15 protein-coding genes and 1 other RNA gene are annotated in these 19846 nt (G+C 62.1%); 7 read left to right on the forward strand and 9 right to left on the reverse strand.

The genetic code is table 11. The features are described from left to right. The first annotated feature begins 93 nt into the window (after positions 1–93). The 4 genes from ssrA to J2J98_RS14125 all read left to right on the forward strand — a co-directional run bounded on the left by ssrA (position 94) and on the right by J2J98_RS14125 (position 1674). Positions 94–456: a transfer-messenger RNA gene (gene ssrA / locus J2J98_RS14110) on the forward strand. Positions 457–584: 128 nt separating this feature from the next. Beyond that, positions 585–1100, forward strand: coding sequence for an SspB family protein (locus J2J98_RS14115; protein ID WP_064705552.1), 516 nt, complete (start codon positions 585–587; stop codon positions 1098–1100). A gap of 51 nt (positions 1101–1151) precedes the next feature. After that, a complete protein-coding gene (locus J2J98_RS14120; RefSeq protein WP_064705553.1) occupies positions 1152–1346 on the forward strand; it encodes a DUF4169 family protein in 195 nt (64 codons plus the stop codon). A 103-nt stretch (positions 1347–1449) separates the two neighbouring features. Next, complete coding sequence (locus tag J2J98_RS14125; protein ID WP_064706123.1) at positions 1450–1674, forward strand: ribbon-helix-helix domain-containing protein; 225 nt, start codon at positions 1450–1452, stop codon at positions 1672–1674. Between the two features lie 98 nt (positions 1675–1772). On the opposite strand, the gene J2J98_RS14130 is transcribed toward J2J98_RS14125, so the two are convergent. The 3 genes from J2J98_RS14130 to J2J98_RS14140 all read right to left on the reverse strand — a co-directional run bounded on the left by J2J98_RS14130 (position 1773) and on the right by J2J98_RS14140 (position 8291). Then, positions 1773–5465 (reverse strand): AsmA family protein, encoded by a 3693-nt coding sequence (locus tag J2J98_RS14130; protein ID WP_207601385.1) that lies wholly within the window; start codon positions 5463–5465, stop codon positions 1773–1775. A gap of 113 nt (positions 5466–5578) precedes the next feature. Next, a complete protein-coding gene (locus tag J2J98_RS14135; RefSeq protein WP_064705555.1) occupies positions 5579–6991 on the reverse strand; it encodes an FAD-binding oxidoreductase in 1413 nt (470 codons plus the stop codon). A gap of 265 nt (positions 6992–7256) precedes the next feature. After that, complete coding sequence (locus J2J98_RS14140; RefSeq protein ID WP_207601386.1) at positions 7257–8291, reverse strand: aldo/keto reductase; 1035 nt, start codon at positions 8289–8291, stop codon at positions 7257–7259. Between the two features lie 93 nt (positions 8292–8384). Here J2J98_RS14140 and J2J98_RS14145 point away from each other — a divergent pair, with 93 nt between their 5' ends. Both J2J98_RS14145 and J2J98_RS14150 read left to right on the forward strand, forming a co-directional pair. Continuing rightward, positions 8385–9287: a LysR family transcriptional regulator gene (locus J2J98_RS14145; RefSeq protein WP_207601387.1), complete on the forward strand. Its 903-nt coding sequence runs from the start codon at positions 8385–8387 to the stop codon at positions 9285–9287. Between the two features lie 212 nt (positions 9288–9499). Continuing rightward, positions 9500–10594, forward strand: coding sequence for an AbrB family transcriptional regulator (locus tag J2J98_RS14150; RefSeq protein WP_207601388.1), 1095 nt, complete (start codon positions 9500–9502; stop codon positions 10592–10594). Here the strand turns inward: J2J98_RS14150 and J2J98_RS14155 are convergent. Then, positions 10554–11468: an AraC family transcriptional regulator gene (locus J2J98_RS14155; RefSeq protein WP_207601389.1), complete on the reverse strand. Its 915-nt coding sequence runs from the start codon at positions 11466–11468 to the stop codon at positions 10554–10556. The genes J2J98_RS14150 and J2J98_RS14155 overlap by 41 nt on opposite strands. 32 nt (positions 11469–11500) lie before the next feature. Here J2J98_RS14155 and J2J98_RS14160 point away from each other — a divergent pair, with 32 nt between their 5' ends. Next, complete coding sequence (locus J2J98_RS14160; protein WP_207601390.1) at positions 11501–11908, forward strand: DUF2000 family protein; 408 nt, start codon at positions 11501–11503, stop codon at positions 11906–11908. Between the two features lie 66 nt (positions 11909–11974). Here the strand turns inward: J2J98_RS14160 and J2J98_RS14165 are convergent, their stop codons facing one another. From J2J98_RS14165 to J2J98_RS14185, 5 genes are all read right to left on the reverse strand, one after another. Beyond that, complete coding sequence (locus J2J98_RS14165; protein WP_011426055.1) at positions 11975–12640, reverse strand: YiaD family glycine zipper/OmpA-like lipoprotein; 666 nt, start codon at positions 12638–12640, stop codon at positions 11975–11977. 293 nt (positions 12641–12933) lie between these two features. Beyond that, on the reverse strand, positions 12934–13932 hold the full coding sequence (locus J2J98_RS14170; RefSeq protein WP_064705560.1) for a flagellin N-terminal helical domain-containing protein: 999 nt from the start codon (positions 13930–13932) through the stop codon (positions 12934–12936). Between the two features lie 270 nt (positions 13933–14202). Next, complete coding sequence (locus J2J98_RS14175; protein ID WP_207601391.1) at positions 14203–17358, reverse strand: efflux RND transporter permease subunit; 3156 nt, start codon at positions 17356–17358, stop codon at positions 14203–14205. Next, the gene (locus J2J98_RS14180) at positions 17355–18566 is read right to left on the reverse strand and encodes an efflux RND transporter periplasmic adaptor subunit (protein WP_207601392.1); all 1212 of its coding nucleotides are present in this window, start codon (positions 18564–18566) and stop codon (positions 17355–17357) included. Before J2J98_RS14180 ends, J2J98_RS14175 begins: the two co-directional genes overlap by 4 nt. A gap of 280 nt (positions 18567–18846) precedes the next feature. Then, a complete protein-coding gene (locus J2J98_RS14185; protein ID WP_207601393.1) occupies positions 18847–19755 on the reverse strand; it encodes an adenylate/guanylate cyclase domain-containing protein in 909 nt (302 codons plus the stop codon). Between the last annotated feature and the right edge of the window lie 91 nt (positions 19756–19846).

Consider the following 19846-nt stretch of genomic DNA (forward strand, 5'->3'; position numbering starts at 1 on the left):
CTCCAATTTAAGCCTTTGCCTTGAGGAAACCAATCGCCGACGGGTATTTTCCCGTTTTTTTCTGCGGGCTGACATAAAGCTTTTATGACGTTTGCCCTTCCCTTGGACGAAGGAAATCACTATATCAGCCCTGCCGGCTCTCAGGCCGGCTATGGCAATAAATGAGCGGTGTAATAAACCTATTGGACCCGGGGGCGGTACCCGGCGCCTCCACCAAAAACCGGCGGCATTGAAGGCCGGCTTTTGATGGGGGCGAAATAGGATCGACAAGGGTGTAAAGATCGACTTTTTGCTCGGCATTGTACCGCCGTTATCGGGCTAAAATTGTAGTTGCAAACGACAACTATGCGGAAGCTCGTCTCGCTGCTTAATCGCGGTGTGACACTTCAATCAAAGTCCTAGTGGTTCGCACCTCTAGGCGGGGTCCGAAGGCACCTGGCAACAGAAGCCTTCACCTTCTCCCTCCTGACGAAATCATGTATGCTGCTCTTTAGCGTTGACTCGGCTCCGGACTTTCCCAAGGCGCCTGAACGTGCCATATACCTTGTGAAAAGACTTCAGAACCGACGAAAGACAGGAAAAGCATGGGGCAGGATCATATCCGCTACGACATTCTGGCACAGGATGCACTTCGCGGCGTCATCCGCAAGGTTTTGGCGGAGGTAGCAACGACGGGCCGTTTGCCCGGCGACCACCACTTCTTCATCACCTTCCTCACCGGTGCGGCCGGCGTGCGCATCTCCCAGCACCTGAAGTCCAAATATCCCGAACAGATGACCATCGTCATCCAGCATCAGTTCTGGGACCTCAAGATTACCGAGACGCATTTCGAAATCGGCCTTTCCTTCTCCGACGTTCCGGAAAAGCTGGTCATTCCGTTCAATGCGATCCGCGGTTTCTACGACCCCTCCGTGAATTTCGAACTCGAATTCGACGTGCCGCTTGCCGATGGCGAGGAGTTGCCGTCCGGCGAGATCACCGCTTATCCGGTCGAGGCGGCAGGAAAGCCTGATGAAGCCGCCGGCACAAAACCGGCCGACGGCGAAGAGAAGAAACCGGGCTCCGTCGTCTCGCTCGACTCCTTCCGCAAGAAGCAGTGATTTCAAAGGGAGGCCCAGCCTCCCTTTTTCATAAGGATTGAAGGCATCTGTATGAGCGCCGAAATCATCAACCTGCGTCAGTTCCGCAAAAAGCAGGCCCGCTCCGAAAAGGAGAAGCAGGCGGAGCAGAACCGCATTTCCTTCGGCCGCACCAAAGCCGAAAAACAGCTCACCCGGAGCATGAACGAGAAGGCCGACAAGGCTCATCGCGACGGCCGGATCGGGACGGATGACGACGGCGCATGAGGCTTCACGCAAAGCTTGAAGAACCGGAAACGAATCTGCGATCAGTCACTTGCGCGGTTTCCTTGAATGGATCCTCCAAGCCGATTACGATCCGAACCGGCTTATGATCCGCAAGCACTCGGCGACACTGCATGGCCATCGCACCAGCTTTTCGCTGGAAGATGAATTCTGGGCCGAGCTGAAGACGATTGCGGCAAGCCGTTCGATGTCGCTTGCCGCCCTGATTTCCGAGATCGACGACCACCGCCCGCCGGACAGCAACCTGTCCTCGGCGCTGCGGCTTCATGTGCTTTCGTGGGCGAAGGCCGGCTGTGGCCGACAGCCATGACTCCGGGAATACAATTCAAAGTCCAACGCCGGTTTTGGGAAGCCGGCCTTCGACAGAACAAGCACCTGAAACGTCTCTGACGCAAACCCCATGGGTCTTCATTGCGCCTGGACGCCCGGCAACTGGTCAAAATTGAGCTGACCGGGCTGCACCTGCCCGGCGCGCCGGGCCGCTTCCGCCTCGGCGGCCGCCCTCGCCTGCGCATCGGCCCGTGCTTTGGCCTCCGCTTCGGCAGCGGCCTTCTCCGCGGCTGCCTCCTGCGCCAGTGCGCGCAGTCGCTCTTCCTCCGCCTGTCGTTGCCGCTCCATTTCGGCCGCTCTGACCCGCTCGGCGTCATTGAAACGATAGAGCGCCACCTCGCGACGCAGTCGCTGCTTTTCGAGTACGATCGCCTGCAATCGCTCGACGCGCCGCCGCTCGCGCTCAAAAGCACGCAGCGACAAATAGCTGGTGATATCGGTCACATCCATCGTCTTGCCGGGTGACGGCAGCATGCCGGAAAAATTCAGCCTCAGCGCCGGCTCGACACCGGGAAGCGCTTCGATGCCCGGGTTGAGGCCGATGCCGACTGTCGCGCTGATCCGCTCCTCCGGCAAAGTGATCTGGGCGTCGGCGGTGACCCGGGCCAGATCGTTGGCGACGGTCACATTCTGCACCCTGAGCGTTCCATCGGTGATGTTGAAGGGAATTCCGAGCGGTGGCAGCTTAGCCTCGCCGTTGTTGAGCAGCGTCTCCACGATCGGATGCACCTTGCCCGCATTGATCTGTTCCTGCATCGTGTCGGTCGCCGCAAGCAGCGGCGGCAGAATGGCAAGGTTCAGTCCTCGTATGCTCGTATCGCCGAGTCTCAGTTCCCCCGAACCATTGAGGGAGCTGGCGATCTCGCCGATCGTCTTGCCCGAAGCCTCCATCGACAGCGACAATCCGAACTTGCCATTGGCGACCGGCGCGCCGTCACGCAGCCAGATGACGCCGGCCAGATCGGAATCGGCAAGGGCCAATTTCGTCTGCAGGAAACCGGTGCCTTCGGCATTGGTGAAGAGCAGATTGCCGGAGAGCCTGCCGCCATCCCAGTTGCCGGCCATGTTGTTGAGCTGCAGCTCGTCGCCTTTATAGGCGACGTTGCTGGTGAAATCGGAAACTGCCGTTTCCGGCAGCCCGGGCCAGAACTCTTTGGCCGACAGCTTCACCTGGATGTCGAGATCCTTGAAGATCGGCAAGCCCAGCGGCGCCTTCGACAGCGTGCCGGTGGCGGGATCCACGATCTGGCCGAACACCGCCTCGCCGAGCCAGCCGGCATCTGCCTTGGCGAGACTCAGCTCGCCGCTCGCTGTCGTCTTTGCAGCCTTGCGGTCGAAGGTCAGCGCACCGGAAAACTCATTGTCGGCCGCATGTCCCTTGAGATCGGACAAGACGATCTTGTCGCTATCGACAGCGGCATTGACCTGAACGCCGACCGGCAGCCCTGTTCCGGTCTGCGGCAAGGCTATGCCGTTCATGATAAGATAGGGGTCGATATCGGCGCTGTCGAGCGAGAGCGCGATCTGACCATTCATGAAGCTCTCCGGCCGCACGTCAACCTTGCCGTTCGCGGTAAACGAGGTCCGGTCGGTCGCAAAGGTCAGCGCTGCATCGGCGGGATCGTTGCCGGACGCCTTCACCTTAAGCGTCAGGCGGCCGTTCGCGCCGACATCGACCGGCAACGGGTCAAGCCCGGCCTGACCGAACAGGATTGACGGCATGGCGTTCTCGAGCGTCGCCTCCAGGCTCGTCGTGCCGTTTCCGGTCAGCGCCAGGAGATCGGACATGCGGTAATCGAGGTTGACCCGGCTGCCGTTCGAGACGCCGGCCAGCGTCACCGTGAGCGCATCGCCCTCGTCGCCACCTAGGGTCAGCGCGCCGCGAAGCGCTGTGTTGCCGTACCAGCCGGCATTGCGCACCAGGCGGTCGAGCACGGGATGGTGCGGAAGATGCTCGCGCAACATGGTGAAGAAGCCGCCGGGATCGGCCGATTTGAAAGTGATCTCGCCCGCACCCTTATAGTCGAGCAGCGAGCCTTCGGCCCGGCCGGTCGCCGTCAGCTCGGCGCCCGCGACGTTCTTGACGGAAAGCCGGTCGACCGCGAGCGCGCCGTCGGCGATTGTGAAGGTGGTCTCGACATTCTCGGCGTCAACCCCAAAGGCGGTGAACTTGTCGGCCTTGAGCTGTGCGGCGATCTTATGGTCGAGGACATTGTCGCCGCTCTCCTGCCCTGTCGCAAGCCCGGCCAGCGCCTGCAACGCGTCGAGATCGAGCGTGTCGCCATTCAGCGCCACCGACAGGGTCGGCGTCTGGCCGGAGATCGCCTGCCGCTCCAGCCGGCCCTTCAACGTCGCTGAACCCATGGCGATCTCGAGATTTTCGAAACGCTGCAATTCGTGAGTCAGGCTGACATTTGCGGAAAAACCCGCCTGCCGTAATTGCCGGATAGCCGGGTCGACCGAGCCCGCCAGCCAGGAGGCAAGCCCCGTTGGCTGGTTCGAGGCCAGCACTATCTGGCCGTTGAACGAAGGTTCGCCCTGAAGCAGGAGCTTGCCCTTGCCTTCCACCTGCGTACGTCCAGGCAGCGTGCCGATGGCGCTGTCGATCATCCAGCCGGTACCGGCCGGTTCCAGCTCGAGTTGCACATCGCGTAGGGTCGTGTCGCCGGCGACGATGGCCGGCAGCTTGACGCTTGCCTTGCCCGGTACCTGCGGGATCGGTACCTGCGCGACGATATCGATCAGCGAATTCAACCGCTGGCGCGCCGAAACCGCGGGATCACGGGTGGTCTTGCCGGCTGCGCCATGATTGCCGATGCGGTTCACGTCGATCTGCTGCCCGTCGGCGGTCAACAGGAATTCCGGCGCATTGCCGGTATCGAGCGTCGCCTCCCCAGTAATCACATAGGGATCGTCTGTTGGACCGATCTCCATCCGGTATTCGGGAATGCGGATACGTTCATTGGTGAGCTCGAAACGGCCCTTGACCCTTGGCGGCTGCTCGTTCTTGTTGGCCGACTTGGCACTGTTGCGGATTTCGATCGCCGCCGAAAGCTGGCCCTGATAGTTCGGCTTGCGGTCGACCAGCTTCAGTTCGCCGTCGAGATCGATACTCACCGGATGCTTGTCCGGCGAAAGCTTCGTGCGCATGCGCAGCACGCCTTTCTCGTCCGGCTGGCTGCTCGAAATCGAAAAATTGCCGTGTTCGCCGTCGAGCGCCGCATCGCCCTCGACGCGCCAGGGACCGGCGAGCGATTTGGCCGACATCTCCGCATTCAGGCCGGTGATGCGGCGCGCCCGGCCCGACTGGTCATCAAGGAAGTCGACTTCGCCGCCGCTGACATGCACATTTTCGAGAACGACTGTTTTTGCCGGTATTTCGGCGCGGCTGCCGCGCATCCAGTCGAGTGTGCCGTCTTTGAGCAATCTGAGGCGCACCTTCGGATTGACGACGCGCATGTCGAAGATCAGCGCCTCGCCCGACAGGAAAGGCGCAAGCTCGGCATCCATGGAAAACTGTTCGACCTGGACGATCGGAGTACCGTCAGCCTCCTGACCGACACGCAAGTCATGCAGCGTGACCGACGGAAACGGCAGCAGACGGGCATCCACTGTGCCGTGGACGGTGACTTTCTTGCCGATGATGCGGCTTGCCTGATCCTCGAAATTCTTGCGGAAATCCGTCCAGTCGATGAACAGTGGCGCAAGCAGCGCCACAAACAGCACTACGACGATCACTCCCCCCAGAAAGACGAGGAACCGGCCTACCAATGCAAGGATTCTCCATTCGGGGTTCTGTTGCCGACGCTGTTCAGGATTCTATTGTCGACACTAGCGCTATTCATGCCGGGGGCAAGGCCCAAGTTCATGAGAATATTCCGTTTTCAGCCCTGGTGGAAAATCTTGCCGGGATTGAATATCCCGTCCGGATCGAGCGCCTGCTTCACCTGTCGCATCAGATCCACCGACCCTCCGAGCTCCTGCTCCAGAAAGGCCATCTTGCCCTGCCCGATCCCGTGTTCGCCGGTGCATGTTCCATCCATATCGAGTGCCCGGCGGTTGAGCCGCTCGACGAAGCTCTCGGCCCTGGCTATGTCTTCGGCGCTTTTGTCATCGAACAGCAGCAGCACATGGAAATTCCCGTCGCCGGCATGACCGACAATCGGACCGAGCAGCCCGTGTTCCTCGATATCCGCCTGCGTTTCGGAAACGCAAGCGGCAAGCCTCGATATCGGAACACAAACATCGGTCGAAAGTGCGGCAAGTCCAGGCGCCAGCGCTCTCGAGGCCCAGTAGGCGTCGTGGCGCGCCTTCCAAAGCTTCGTCCGCTCCTCGGGATTGGCGGTCCACAGGAATTCGCCGCCGCCGCATTCGGCCGCGATCTCGGCAAAGGCGCCCGATTGCAGAGGCACGGTTTCGTCGGTGCCGTGGAACTCCAGGAAAAGCGTCGGGCTTTCGGCATAAGATAGCCCCGAATAGGCGTTGCACGCCCGCATCTGCACAGCATCCAACAGCTCGATGCGCGCCACCGGAATGCCCATCTGGATCGTCATGATGACAGCGTCGCAAGCCGCCTTGACGCTCGGAAAGGCGCAGACGCCGCCGGCAATCTTCTGCGGAATCGCCTGCAGGCGCAGCGTCACCGAGGTCAGAATTCCGAGCGTGCCCTCGGCGCCGACAAAGAGCCGCGTCAGGTCGTAGCCGGCCGAAGACTTGCGGGCGCGCCGCGCCGTGCGGATCTCCTCACCATTGGCGGTGACTGCCGTGACCGCAAGCACATTGTCCTTCATCGTGCCGTAGCGAACGGCATTAGTGCCGGAGGCCCGCGTCGACGCCATGCCGCCGATCGACGCATTGGCGCCGGGGTCGATCGGGAAGAACAGGCCGGTATCGCGCAGGTGGATGTTCAGGGCCTCGCGGGTGATACCAGGCTCGACCGTGCAGTCGAGATCCTCCGGATTGACCTCAAGCACCCGGTTCATACGGCTGAAATCGATCGAAATGCCGCCACTGACAGCATTGACCTGACCTTCCAGCGAGGAGCCGGTGCCGAAACCGATCACTGGCACCTTGTGCGCCGCACAGGCGCTGACCGCCATCTTCACATCTTCGGCGCTTTCGGCAAAGAGAACGCCGTCGGGCAGTTGTGGCGGGATATAGGTCGTCGTATGGGCATGCTGTTCTCGGAAGGACTGGCCGGTCTGGAAGCGCTCACCGAAGCTCTGTTTGAGAATGCCGAGCACAGCCGATATCCCCGCTTCGTTGCGTGTTCCGGCCTTTGCGTCCCTCAGCGCCATCCCTTTGATCTCCCTTCCAGTCCGCGTAGACGAGATCTTGTCTCGCAGATACAGCGCCGCGCATCTCGCCAGACGCGCAAAGGACGCTGTAGAACTTTAAAATTATTGCATAATTCCACCCTCGGATCGATTCCGATTTAAGGGGATATGCAGCAGGCTGGTATGGGGCAAGTCAAAGCGGCTGTCCAGTTAAGATTGGGAAAAGATATTAACTCTCCTTTTGTTGTTGACCCGGTGCCATAGAGAGGCCGGCGTCCCGGCCGCCTCAGATGATCGGTGGATTGAGCCGCGCAAAACCCTGCTGCCGTCGATAGGGGAAATAAGGATAAGGCGCTGTCACGGCGCTGACTGCGTCGAGCCTTTCGATCTGATCCTTCGACAGGCTCCAGCCGGTCGCGGCGAGGTTTTGCCTGAGCTGATCTTCGTTGCGGGCGCCAATGATGACGCTCGATACCGTCGGCCGGCCGAGCAGCCAGTTTATGGCAATCTGCGGGACCGTCTTGCCGGTCTCCGTTGCGATCAGATCCAGCACGTCGATGATGTCGAAAAGCCTCTCATCGTCGACAGGTGGACCGTACTGGGCCGTCTCGTGCAGGCGACTTGCGGCAGGCATCGGCTCACCGCGGCGGATCTTGCCGGTCAGCCGGCCCCAGGCGAGCGGGCTCCAGACGAGAGCGCCGACACCCTGGTCGGCGCCGAGTGGCATCAGCTCCCATTCATAGTCGCGCCCTGCCAGGGAATAATAAACCTGATGGGCGACATAACGTGGATAGCCCTGACGCTCGGCAGCGGCGAGCGATTTCATCAGTTCCCAGCCGGAAAAGTTTGAAACACCGACATAGCGGATCTTGCCTGCGGCTACGAGCCCGTCGAGCGTCGACAGCACCTCCTCGACCGGCGTCGAGGCATCAAAGGCATGGAGCTGAAGCAAGTCGATATAATCGGTCCCGAGCCGGCGCAGCGCATCCTCCGTCGCGCGGATCAGCCGCGCTCGTGAGGTCCCCCAGTCCTGCGGCCCTTCGCCCATCGGCAGCGCCATCTTCGTCGAGATCAGAACGGAGGCCCGCCGGCCTCGGATCGCCTGCCCGAGCACCTCTTCGGAAGCGCCGGCCGAATAGACGTCGGCTGTGTCGAAGAGATTGACGCCGGCGTCGAGGCAGATATCGACAAGCCGCCGCGCCTCTTCAGCACCGGTATTGCCCCAGGCGCCGAATAGCGGGCCGCTGCCACCGAACGTGCCAGCGCCGAAACTCAAGGCCGGCACTCTGAGGCCCGATGCGCCGAGATTTCTGTACTCCATCGATCTGTCTCCTTCATTTTCTCCTGAGATAGACCCGCCCGCTCGGTTGATATAGCATGCTTCAAAGCACATCATCTGTGATTTGAATTCATCATGAGCCGTCAGGACATCAACCGCTCCGGCGAAATGGAAGTCTTCGTCAGCGTCGTCGAGCGCGGCGGCTTTTCAGCAGCCGCCACGACTAGGCGCATGACGCCCTCGGCCGTAAGCAAGCTCGTCGCCAGACTGGAGGCGCGCCTTGGCGCCCGCCTCATCAACCGCTCGACCCGGAAACTGCAGCTGACACCGGAGGGCTGCGCCTTCTATGAGCGCAGCATCGCTATCCTTGCCGATATCGCCGAGGCTGAACGTCAGGCTTCATCAGGCGAACAGGCCTCAGGCCGCATCCGCATCAACACCAGCGGCTCCTTTGGCAATCATGTGCTCGCGCCTCTCGTGCCCGCCTTCATGGCGCTTCATCCCGCCGTGACGCTCGATATCACCCACACCGACAGGATTGTCGATTTGATGGAGGAGCGCGCCGACGTCGCGATTCGCACCGGCCCCTTGAAGAACTCCAGCCTGATCGCCCGCAAGCTCGGCGTCACCGGCAAGGTCATCGTCGCCTCGCCCGACTATCTCAAGCGTCACGGCGAACCGTGCAGAATCACTGATCTCCGTCGGCATTGCCGCATCGGCTTTTCCTACGCCCGCGCCGTTGAGGGCTGGCCGATCCGCGACAGCGGCGAAACGGTGATGGTCCCGATCACGCCGGGCGTGCAGGTTGCCGATGGCGAAGCGATGCGCCATCTTGCGCTCGCCGGCGCAGGCCTTGCGCGGCTAGCCGCCTTCACCGTGCGTTCCGACATTGAAGCAGGCCGGCTGGTGCCGGTGCTGCAGGCGGCCAATCCCGGCGACATCGAGGAATTCTACGCCCTCTATCTAGGCCAGGGCGGACCACTGCCGGCGCGGGTGCGCGCCTTGCTCGACTTTCTCGGCAGCCATGTACGTCTTTGATTGATAACAATGACTTGGGTCGACACGTTGAATCATATTCGCGTGGCAGCTTGCCAGAAAGTCAGATTTCGCAATTGACCGCGCTCGCGGCGCCCGCCTATACCGAGACCGCGCCGACCGGCCCTTGCAGCCGGACTCTCTTCGTCATGCCGGAGCTTCCTCCCATCTTCAGCCTCATGGCTTGGCACCGGTCGGGAAAGATACGGGGATTCATGTCACTCAGCCACGCACGCCGCCTGCTCCGGGATGCCGGCCTGCCGAAATGGGCGCTGCTGCTCGCGCTTTCCGCAGCCTTCACCGTCTTCCTCGAACTCTTCGCCCTGCCCGCTTCGCTGCTGATCGGACCGATGGTCGCCGCCATCGTGCTGGCGCTGACCGTCGGCAAGGGAAGGCTTCGCGTGCCGCTCTGGCCGCTGCAGCTCGGACAGGTTCTCGTCGGCCTGATGATGGCGCGCACCATCACCCCTGATATTCTCGGCACGATGGCGAAGGACGCGCCGATCTTCCTGCTGTTCATCTTTTCGGTCATCGCTATCGCTACAGGCCTAGGATGGCTCCTAACGCGATGGCAGGTTCTGCCGGGAACAACCGCAGTCTGGGGCTCCTCGCCGGGCGGTGCCTCCGCCATGGTCATCATGTCGGAAGCCTATGGCGCCGATGCCCGCCTCGTCGCCTTCATGCAATATCTGCGCGTCGTATTCGTCGCTGTCGGCGCTTCGGTGGTCTCGCGGCTGTGGGTGGCGGCCGATGGCGGCGAACCGCCGCCTCTCATCCTCTTTCCCCCGGTCAACTGGCCGGCCTTTGCCGCGACGATCGCCTTTGCCGCCTTTTGCGCCTATGGCGTACGCCGCCTGCGTATTCAGGGAGGCATGATCATCGTGCCGCTCTTTCTCGGAGCCTTTCTGCAGGGCGTCGGCCTCCTGAAGATCGAGCTGCCGATGTGGCTGCTCGCGATCGCCTATGCCCTCGTCGGCTGGAGCATCGGTCTGCGGTTCACCCGCTCGATCCTCGAGCATGTGGCGCGCGCCCTGCCGAGAGTGTCGGCCTGCATCGTGCTGTTGATGGCGCTCTGCGGCTGCATGGCCGCTGCCCTTCACATCTTCGCCGGCATCGATCCACTGACGGCGTATCTCGCCACCAGCCCCGGCGGCGCCGATTCCGTCGCCATCATTGCCGTTTCCAGCGATGTCGACGTGCCCTTCGTGATGGCGATGCAAACCGGCCGGTTCCTCGTCATTCTTCTGATCGGGCCGGCGCTTGCCCGCTTTATCGCGCGCCGTTCCGGCCTTGCGGAAAAACCCGCCTAAGGCTCGCCCATTGACCGGGGGTGATGCCGTAGGCCTTCTTGAAATGGCGATTGAAATGCGCCTGGTCGGCAAAGCCGGTCGCAGCCGCCACATCGGCAAAACCTTCGCCAGCATTCATCAGCGCTCGCGCCTGCTGCAGGCGACGCATCAGCATGTACCGGTGCGGGCTGGTGGCAAAGGCCGTGCGGAAATGCCGTGACAGCGTAAAGCGGTCGAGGCCGGTAATCATCTCCAGCTCGCCCGAGCGCACCGGCCGCAACGCATGCGCTTCGAGATAATCGCGCGCTGCCCGCACCTGCCGCCAGGCGACCGCACCCAAAGGCCGGCGGCGCACCTGTGAATGTCGCGACAGGCCGCCAGCGACACGGCTGACGAAATCGTCGACGAAAAGCTCGTCCAGCTCCCGATCGAGTTCGCCGAGCGCGCCCAGCAGCACCTTCGCCAAAGCCCCGTCGCCGATGACCGGCTGCTCGACGAAGGGAAGCCCGATCTTCTCCGAGGTCAGGCATTCCATCAGCAGCGCCGGCTCCAGGTAGAGCATGCGGTAATGCAGCCCGGCCTCGGTCGCCGCCCCGCCGTCATGCTCCTCGTCGGGATGCAATACGATCACCTGCCCAGGCAGGCTGAAGCGCCGCTCGCCGCGGTAGGTGAAGGTCTGCACGCCATGCAGCGTCACCCCGAGCGCATAGGTATCGTGCCGGTGCGGCTCGAAGACATTGCCGGAGAATTGCGCTTCGATGCGCTCGATGCCGGGAAAGGCGGGCGCAGTCAGAATACCGCTGCCGGCGGGTGCGGCCAGTATGCCGCTGCCCCCCTGCGGCTCGCACAAACGTTCAAGACCCTCGAAGACCTGCGGCGTTAGATCCTGGCTCAACGCGTTTCGATACCCTGATGAGAGAGACTGTAATGTTTGATACCAAAATTGCGATCGTCCTGCGAAACAATCTTGCTGGCTGGCAGAAGCTGAACGTCACAGCCTTCCTTTCGACAGGCATCGCCGGACAATATCCCGAAATCATTGGGGAGCCTTACAAGGATCGCGCCGGCAATCTTTACAACCCGCTTTCGATCCAGCCGATCATCGTCTTGTCGGCCGACGAAGCGACCATATCGATGATTCACCGTCGCGCGCTCGAGCGCGAGGTAACCCCCTCCATCTTCATCGAGGAAATGTTTGCCACCGGCCACGATGCCGCCAACCGCGCCGTCTTCGCCGAATATGCCCCCGACGACGCCAAGGTCGTCGGTATTGCCTTACGCGCCGACAAGAAGATCGTCGACAAGATCACCAAGGGTGCGACGATGCAGCATTGACGCATAGGCAGAAACGAAGGAGGCCGGGCGATGGCCCGGCCCTCTCATGTCTGAAAGAGCGCCGGCTCAACCTTGCGTGATCGGCGCGATCTGGATCTCGACGCGGCGGTTCTGCGCGCGGCCGGCCTCCGAAGCGTTGGAGGCGACGGGCTGGGACGGGCCGAAGCCGACGGCGGAGACGCGGCGCTGGTCGATGCCCTGACCACCGAGGTAATCGGCAACCGACAGCGCGCGGCGCTGCGACAGGTCCTGGTTATGCTGCAGGCTGCCGGTCGAATCCGTATGGCCGTTGACGTCGATCAGCGTGCGGTTGAATTTGCGCAGTACGATCGCCACCGAATTCAGCGTGGGATAGAAGCCCGGTTTCACCGCGTCCTGGTCGACGTCGAAGGTGATGTTCGAAGGCATGTTGAGGATGATGTTGTCGCCGTTTCGCGTTACCGAAATGCCGGTGCCTTCGAGCTGGGCGCGAAGCTCAGCTTCCTGCTGGTCCATGTAGTTGCCGATTGCGCCGCCGGCCAGCGCCCCGATACCGGCGCCGATCAGCGCCGCATTGCGCTTGCCGTGGCCGCCGCCGCCGACGGCAACGCCGACGAGAGCGCCGCCGAGCGCGCCGAGCGCCGCACCGCCCGCCGTATTGGAAACCTTCTGCTCACCAGTATAGGGATCGGTGGTCGTGCAGGCGCTGAGATAGCTTGCCGCGACAGCCAGAAGTACGAATTTCTTGATCATGGACAGGATGGTCTCCGTTCAAAACTGATGCGAGCAAATGGCAAGGATTACGGCAAGAAAATGAAGAGTTCTCTTGATAGGGGAATTTCAGGCGCCGAAACAGCAGCCATGTTGCAGCGATGCGCTGATATCACCAGATTTTAAGCGCATCGTGGGAGCTCCCGCTTCTCCCCCATTCCTGTGATCGTTCACAGGAATGAGGGGGAGTGGGTTGGCACGCCCTCAAGGTCGAGCGCTGGTATCCTGGTAGTCGATTAGACAGTGCAGCACCGCTCCAGCGTCCAATCACACCCTTAAAAATTTTGGAACAGCTGCCTGACGGTATCGTAGGTCGCGTTGGCGATATTCAGCGATTGCAGGCCGAGCTGTTGCTGCGTCTGCAGCGCCCTGAGCCTGCTCGACTCTTCCTCCATATCGGCGTCGACGAGCCTGCCGATGCCGGCGGTGATGTTGTCGTGCAGCTGGGTGGCGAAGTCGTTCTGCAGCTCGATGCGTTTTTCCAGCGCCCCGAAGGCCGATCCGACTGTCGTCAGCTGCGTCAGCGCGGCATCGACAACGCTGATCATCTGGCCGATCTGGCCTTGCGTCGTGGTTGCCGATAGCGAAATGACGACCTGCCCTGCTGTGCTGCCGTTTTTGCTGGTCATCAGCACGTAGTTCTGCGCGGCCCCGAGCTCCGTGGCGAAATAGGCCGAGGTCAGCACGCCGTATTCGCCCGAGCCGGTGGCGCGGTCGTCGATCAGGTAGCGCGCGTCCTTGGAAGTCGTCGCCCCCACAGGCGTGTTGTCGATGTGGTAGCTCAGCATGCCGATTGAAATCGTGCCGTCGGCATTGCGGATAAAGGACGCCGGGATCTGCCGCGGCTGCGTCGGCGTCGCATCATTGTTGAGGATCACCCAGTTGTCGCTGTTGAAGCTCGCCGATTCCGAAACGCTGCGCAGTTGCTCCTGCAACTGCTTGAGCTCTTCGTTGATCTTGTTCTTATCGACCCCTTCCTCGGTGGCGGCGACAAGCTTGGCCTTGATCTCGGAGACGACATCGATGACGTTCTGGACGCCGGTATAGGCCGTGCCCATCGTGGCAGCCGCCATGCCGAGCGCGTCCTGGATTGCTGAAACGGCCTTGTTGTCGGTGCGTGCGGTGGTAGCGATCGACCAGTAAACGGCGTTGTCGGCCGCTTTCGCGACACGCATACCTGTCGTTATGTGGTTCTGCGTCACGGTCATATTGCGATTGATATCACGCAGCACATAGAGCGCCGCATCAACGGAGACGCGCTGGTAGAGACTCACGGAACTAAACTCCAAAAACACAACAGAACGCAACAGAACAGGAATGAACCTTCCGCGCAGACACTCATGTCCGGGGTCGCTGGGCCTCCAGCGCATTGAGCCTTCAAAAACGAAGAAGACTAGTCGGTTCCTGGCCACGATCATTGCCGTTTATACTTAACAAACGGCTAATCTTCGGATGAAATTTATCTTATTTCGCAATGGTTCATACACCATAAAGAGGCAGCGCCGAACGAGGTCCGACGGGCGCGTACAACTCGAATGGAAAGCTTATTCGGCGGCCTGCAGCTGCTCCTCGTCCGGCGCCGGACGCGGCCTTGTCGCCACCGACATTTCCTCGTGCAGGCGCGCTTCCTCATGGGCGTGCGGCTTGGCGAAGCGCGCAACCAGGAGATAGGCGACCGGCGTGATGAACAGCGTCACCAGCGTGGCGAAGCCGAGGCCGCCGACGATCACCCACCCGAGCGCCACGCGCGCTTCCGCACCCGCGCCATGGGCAAAGACCAGGGGCACACCGCCGAGGATGGTGGCGATCATCGTCATCATCACAGGGCGAAGGCGCAAAGCGCAGGCCTTCTCGATCGAGGATCGCACGTCCTCGCCCTTGTCGCGCAGCTGATTGGCGAATTCGACGATCAGAATGCCGTTTTTCGCCATGACGCCGACGAGAAGCACGAGGCCAATCTGACTGTAAATGTTGAGGCTGGAACCGGTGATGATCAATGCGAAGACGGCGCAGGCAAGGCCGAGCGGCACGGTCGACATGATGATCAGCGAGGACAGCACGCTTTCGAACTGCGCCGCCAGCACCAGGAAGATGATCACGATGGCGAAGCCGAAGGTCAGAGCCATGCCGTTCGAATTCTCTTCCAGCGTTGCAGCTTCCGCAAGCGGCAGCAGACGAGCGCCTGGCGGCAGCAGCGGCTCGGCGAGCTCGGTCACCTGTCTGACGGCATCGCCGAGCGACATGCCGTTCTTGAGACCGGCGGTGATAGCGACGGAGGCGAGCTGCTGCTCTCGGTTCAGCTGAGGCGCGACCGAACCTTCCTTCATCGTGGCGATGACCGACATCGGCACGATCTTGCCGTCGCCGGTTTTCAGGAACACGTTTTCGAGATCAGTCGGATCGTCGATCGGCCGCGTCGTCGAGGTCAGCAGCACGGGATAGGATTCGCCATCGACGAAGACATCGACCACGGAGCGCCCTTCGAGCAGCGACTGGATCGCGGTCGAAAGCCCGGTGATGTCGATGCCAAGATCCGAGGCGCGCTCACGGTCAATCGCCACCGATACCTGCGCCTGGCTGGGCTCGTTGGTCAGGCGCGGCGTGTCATATTGGCCGGTGGCGTCGAGCGCCTGCACCAGCTTGGCGGCGGCCGCCGTCAACGCCTCGTGATCATTGCCGACCAGCGCCATCTGCACGCCGCTGCCGGCACCGCGGATGCGCAGGCTGTTGGAGGATATAGCGTTGCCGCGTAGCGCCGGCACCTTGGCGGCCGCCTGATTGATATCGCCGACAATCTCCGCCTGCGTCCGGTGGCGCTCTCCCCATGGCGCAAGTGTGAGCACCATGAAGCCGCTGTTCAGCGAACCGCCCTGGCCGGAGATCGAGAAGACGTTGCGAATATCGCCGCTGTCGACCAGCGGCTGCAGATATTCCTCGACGAGCTGCATCTTGTCGCGGGTATATTCGAGGCTCGATCCCTGCGGCGTCGTTAGCCGCATCATCACCAGCGACCGGTCCTCTTCCGGCGTCAGTTCACTCTTGACGGTGGAGAAAGCGATGAGCGCCGCACCGGCGAAGATGACCGAGAACAGGATCACGACGAAGGGAGCGTTGAGGCAGCCTTGCAGCGCCCATTTGTAGAGACGGGCGAGCACGCCGCCGAAGCGGCCGAGCGCCCCGTGATCCTCTATCATCGGCTTCGTCAGCATGCGCGAGGCGAGCATCGGGCACAATGTCAGCGCCACGATCGACGATAGCCCGACCGAGAAGGCGAGCACAAAACCGAATTCGCGGAACAGGCCGCCGACCTGTCCCGGCAGGAAAGAAAGCGGAATGAAGACCGCAGCGAGCGTCGCCGTCGTCGCAATGACGGCGAAGAACACCTCGCGCGTGCCGAGCACGGCGGCCGCGCGCGGCCCCATGCCCTCGGCGCGCCGCCGCACGATGTTTTCGAGCACCACGATCGCATCGTCGACGACGAGGCCGGTCGCCAGCACGATGGCGAGCAGCGTCAGGATATTGATCGAGAAGCCGACCATGTAGATCGCGGCCAAGGTCCCGATCAGCGCCACAGGCATGCTGACGGCAGGGATCAGCGTCGCCCGCCAGTCGCGCAGGAAGAGATAGATGACGGCAGTGACGATGACGGCGGCGAGCACCAGCGCCAGCACCACCTCATGGATCGCGCCCTGGATGAAGACGGCGTCGTCGCTGGTGATGGCGATCGTCGTTCCCTCGGGCAGCGTCTTCGACAACTGCTCGACGGCAGCCTTGATGCCGGTCGAGATATTGAGCGTATTCGACTGCGCCTGGCGGATAATCCCGAGGCCGATGCCGGGCTTGCCGTTGGAGCGCAATGCGGTATCGCCGTCACGAGGCCCGAGCGTCACCGTCGCGACATCGCCGAGCCGGACGCGGTCCTGCAGCATCACATTCGAGAAATCCGCCGGCGTCTGCAGGTTGGCGGTGGCGCGCACGACGATGTCCTGCGTCGTGCTCTTCAGCGAACCAGCCGGCACGTCGAGTGCGGCATTGTCAAGCGCCTTCGTCAGGTCGCCGATCGTCAGCCCGCGGCTCGCAAGCGCGCCCTGGTCGACATCGACGCGGAAGACCTTCTCCTGGTCGCCATATTCCTCGACGTCGGCCACGCCATCGACAGAAGCCAGCCGATCGATCACCTCATTCTCGACGAGCTGCGTCAGATCGTCCATGTTGAGCTTGGTGGAGGTGACGGCAAGGCGCATGATCGCAGAGGAATCCGAATCCGCCTTGACGATCTGCGGCGCATCCGCCTCCTCGGGCAGGTTCTGGGTGATGCGGCCGATCGCGTCTCGCACGTCGTTGGCGGCGACCGCGAGGTCGATCTTATCGGAGAATTCCAGCGTCACTCTGCTCTGGCCGAAGGAAGAAGTGGACGAGATTGATTTCAGGCCACTGACGCGGGCGACCGCGCCTTCGATGGCCTTTGTCAGTTCCTGGTCGATCGTCTGCGGCGATGCGCCGTCGAAGGTGGTGCGCACGGTGACGACGGGGCGGTCGACATCGGGCAGTTCGCGCACTTCGACGCCGACATAAGCCGCAAGGCCGGCGACGACCATCAGCGTGTTGAACACCAGCGCCAGGATCGGCCGACGAACGAAAAGCGCGGTGAAGCTCTGCTTGCCCGACGCTCGGTCCTGAGGCAGTTCGGTCACACTCATTGGGTCGCGACCTCCCCGCTCGAGGCGACATCTCCAGTGACGCGCACTGCCCCGCCCTCGCGCACGCGCTGCAGGCCCTGAGTCACGATCTTGTCGCCGTCCTTAAGGTCGGCCTTGACGAGAATGAAATCAGGATTGCGTTGCACGATGCTCACGCGAACCTTGTGCGACTTGTCGTCGGTGACCCTCCAGACGAAGGACCCTTGCGAATCCCACTGCACAGACTGCGGATCGACCGCCGGGTATTTATCGCCGGGAAATTTCATGCTGACGCTGAAGGACATGCCCGCGCGCAGCTCGTCCGAGGAATTATCGATCCTGGCGCGCAGGCGCAGCGTCCGGCTGGCCGCATCGATGCGGTTGTCCACCGCCTCGACCACTCCGAAAAACACCTGCCCCGGCTTGGCCACCGACATCGCCTCGACCGGCTGGCCCACCTCGACTGTGTTGGCGAAGCGCTCCGGCACCCAGAAATCGACGAGGATTTCCGATCGGTCGTCAAGCGTCACGATCGGCGTGGTCGTCGTGACGTTGTCGCCGATATTGACCGGCACGATGCCGACGATGCCGTCGATCGGAGCCGTGATATTGCGCCGTGCGAGATTGAGCTCTGCGGCCTGCAGCTGCAGCCGCGCGCCCTGCTCGGCGATCTCGGAATCGAACACGTCCATGCGCGATACGCTGGACTTGATGTTGTGATAGAGATTAGACTTCTCGACTGCGGCTTTCACCGCCACATCCGCCTGGCCCCGGGCAATCACCTGCTCCTCGCTGTCGAGCTTGGCGATCACCTGGTCCGCCTTCACCTTGTCGCCCGATTTGATGAGGATTTCGCGAATCGTCCCCGACGCCTGCGGCGTCACCGCGACGGAACGGATCGCATCGCCCGTACCGATGGCGTTCAGCCGGTCGTTGACGACGCCTTGAACGACCGCCTGGGTCACGACGAGAATGGCGCTGTTGCGCCCGCCGCCGCTGCGGCGGTTCTGTCCTTGATCCTCAGCCCCATCGGGCCGCTGGCCTCGCGCCCCGGCCCGAGCACCGGCATCGGCCGTCTCGTCGGCCTTCGGCGCGATCATGGAAACGAGGCTCTCCGGAATGCCTGCATCGCGCATCGTATCGCCGGCGCCGGGCGCGAAGGAAACCCACGCGGAAAAGCCGGCAATGATGACGATAAGAGAAAGTACAAACTGCTTCCAAAAGGCCATTCACGTCTCCGGAGGGACTCGAGGTTGGACAAGGGTCGGTCGAAAGAGGCGCTGCGGGACCAAAATCCGAGATATGCATACAAGGATCTTGATGCCGTCTGATGCGACAATATCGCGCGTTTGCAGCTTAACAGCAAGCATAAGCACCCGGGATTACCGATTTGTAATACCAGCAAAGAATGGAAATAACCCAGCCGCTCACTTTTGCTTGAACGAAGCTTGAAAATTGCTTGACGTCACTGATTGCGAGGCAGATTACGCGGTAAAACCAGTGACAGGTCTAGCGACGCAATGACCATCGCAGGCCAGCCGCCGCCGCCAGCCCGAGCGTCGGCCAGACCGCCCAAAAGCGGCCTTCCCAGGTGAGCATATTAATGCCGATAATACCGAGCGCCACGATCGCGAAGGCGGCTGTCTTGCGGTCGAACCAGGTCTGGTCGCGATTCCAGGCGAGCGCCGCAACGACGGCGAGCACAAGTAGGGGAAAGCGCGCCCAGAAAACGCCCTGCCACGACAGGAGATTGATGCCAATCAGCACCGCGGCGATGACGCCGAACACGGCAAACAGCCTTCGTCCGCCGGAAACGGGCCTTGCCGCGTCCATGCTGGCGGAGGCCGGCTGCGGTCGGGCAGCGGCTCTCTCGGCAGGCGCCGCCTCCTCGCCTCCGCCGCCGATTCTGACCGCATAGCTCGGCACGCCCTGGTCGACGTTCTTTACCATCAGCGGCCCGAGAAACTCGAAACCAACCGCCACTTTGTTGCGCACCTGATCATATACGGTGCTCGATATGACGATGCCGCCCGGCGCCGCCGACGTCTGCAGCCGCGCTGCGATATTGACGCCATCGCCATAGATGTCGTCGCCTTCGACGATCACGTCGCCGAGATTGATGCCGATGCGGAAGAGCATGCGCCCGTCGCTCGGGCGGCCGGCATTGAAGCCGGCAGGTTCGTTCTGGGTATCGACGGCCGCGCGCACCGCTTCGACGACGCTCGGAAAATCTGCGATCAGCCCGTCGCCCCAGGTGTTGACGACACGACCGCCATGGCTTTCGATCAAATGCCCCATCGCGTCGCGGCAGCGCTTCAGGGTCGCCAGCGTCCCCTCCTCGTCGGCCCCCATCAGCCGCGTATAGTCCTGCACGTCAGCACAGAAGATAGTCGTCAGCTTCCGCCGCGTTTCACCCATGGTCACTCTTCCCGCGCTCTCCGACCCGGAAGATGCTGCAAAGGCTGAATCCGGTTAAGGAGATCGATGGAGCGATCGCAGCAGCGGCAGA

Source organism: Rhizobium bangladeshense, from assembly GCF_017357245.1.
GTDB lineage: Bacteria > Pseudomonadota > Alphaproteobacteria > Rhizobiales > Rhizobiaceae > Rhizobium > Rhizobium bangladeshense.

Coding starts and splice junctions, on each gene's coding strand:
- J2J98_RS14115 (WP_064705552.1), top strand. CDS start 585: ATGGGGCAGGATCATATCCGCTACGACATTCTGGCACAGGATGCACTT.
- J2J98_RS14120 (WP_064705553.1), top strand. CDS start 1,152: ATGAGCGCCGAAATCATCAACCTGCGTCAGTTCCGCAAAAAGCAGGCC.
- J2J98_RS14125 (WP_064706123.1), top strand. CDS start 1,450: ATGATCCGCAAGCACTCGGCGACACTGCATGGCCATCGCACCAGCTTT.
- J2J98_RS14135 (WP_064705555.1), bottom strand. CDS start 6,991: ATGGCGCTGAGGGACGCAAAGGCCGGAACACGCAACGAAGCGGGGATA.
- J2J98_RS14140 (WP_207601386.1), bottom strand. CDS start 8,291: ATGGAGTACAGAAATCTCGGCGCATCGGGCCTCAGAGTGCCGGCCTTG.
- J2J98_RS14145 (WP_207601387.1), top strand. CDS start 8,385: ATGAGCCGTCAGGACATCAACCGCTCCGGCGAAATGGAAGTCTTCGTC.
- J2J98_RS14150 (WP_207601388.1), top strand. CDS start 9,500: ATGTCACTCAGCCACGCACGCCGCCTGCTCCGGGATGCCGGCCTGCCG.
- J2J98_RS14160 (WP_207601390.1), top strand. CDS start 11,501: ATGTTTGATACCAAAATTGCGATCGTCCTGCGAAACAATCTTGCTGGC.
- J2J98_RS14165 (WP_011426055.1), bottom strand. CDS start 12,640: ATGATCAAGAAATTCGTACTTCTGGCTGTCGCGGCAAGCTATCTCAGC.
- J2J98_RS14175 (WP_207601391.1), bottom strand. CDS start 17,358: ATGAGTGTGACCGAACTGCCTCAGGACCGAGCGTCGGGCAAGCAGAGC.
- J2J98_RS14180 (WP_207601392.1), bottom strand. CDS start 18,566: ATGGCCTTTTGGAAGCAGTTTGTACTTTCTCTTATCGTCATCATTGCC.
- J2J98_RS14185 (WP_207601393.1), bottom strand. CDS start 19,755: ATGGGTGAAACGCGGCGGAAGCTGACGACTATCTTCTGTGCTGACGTG.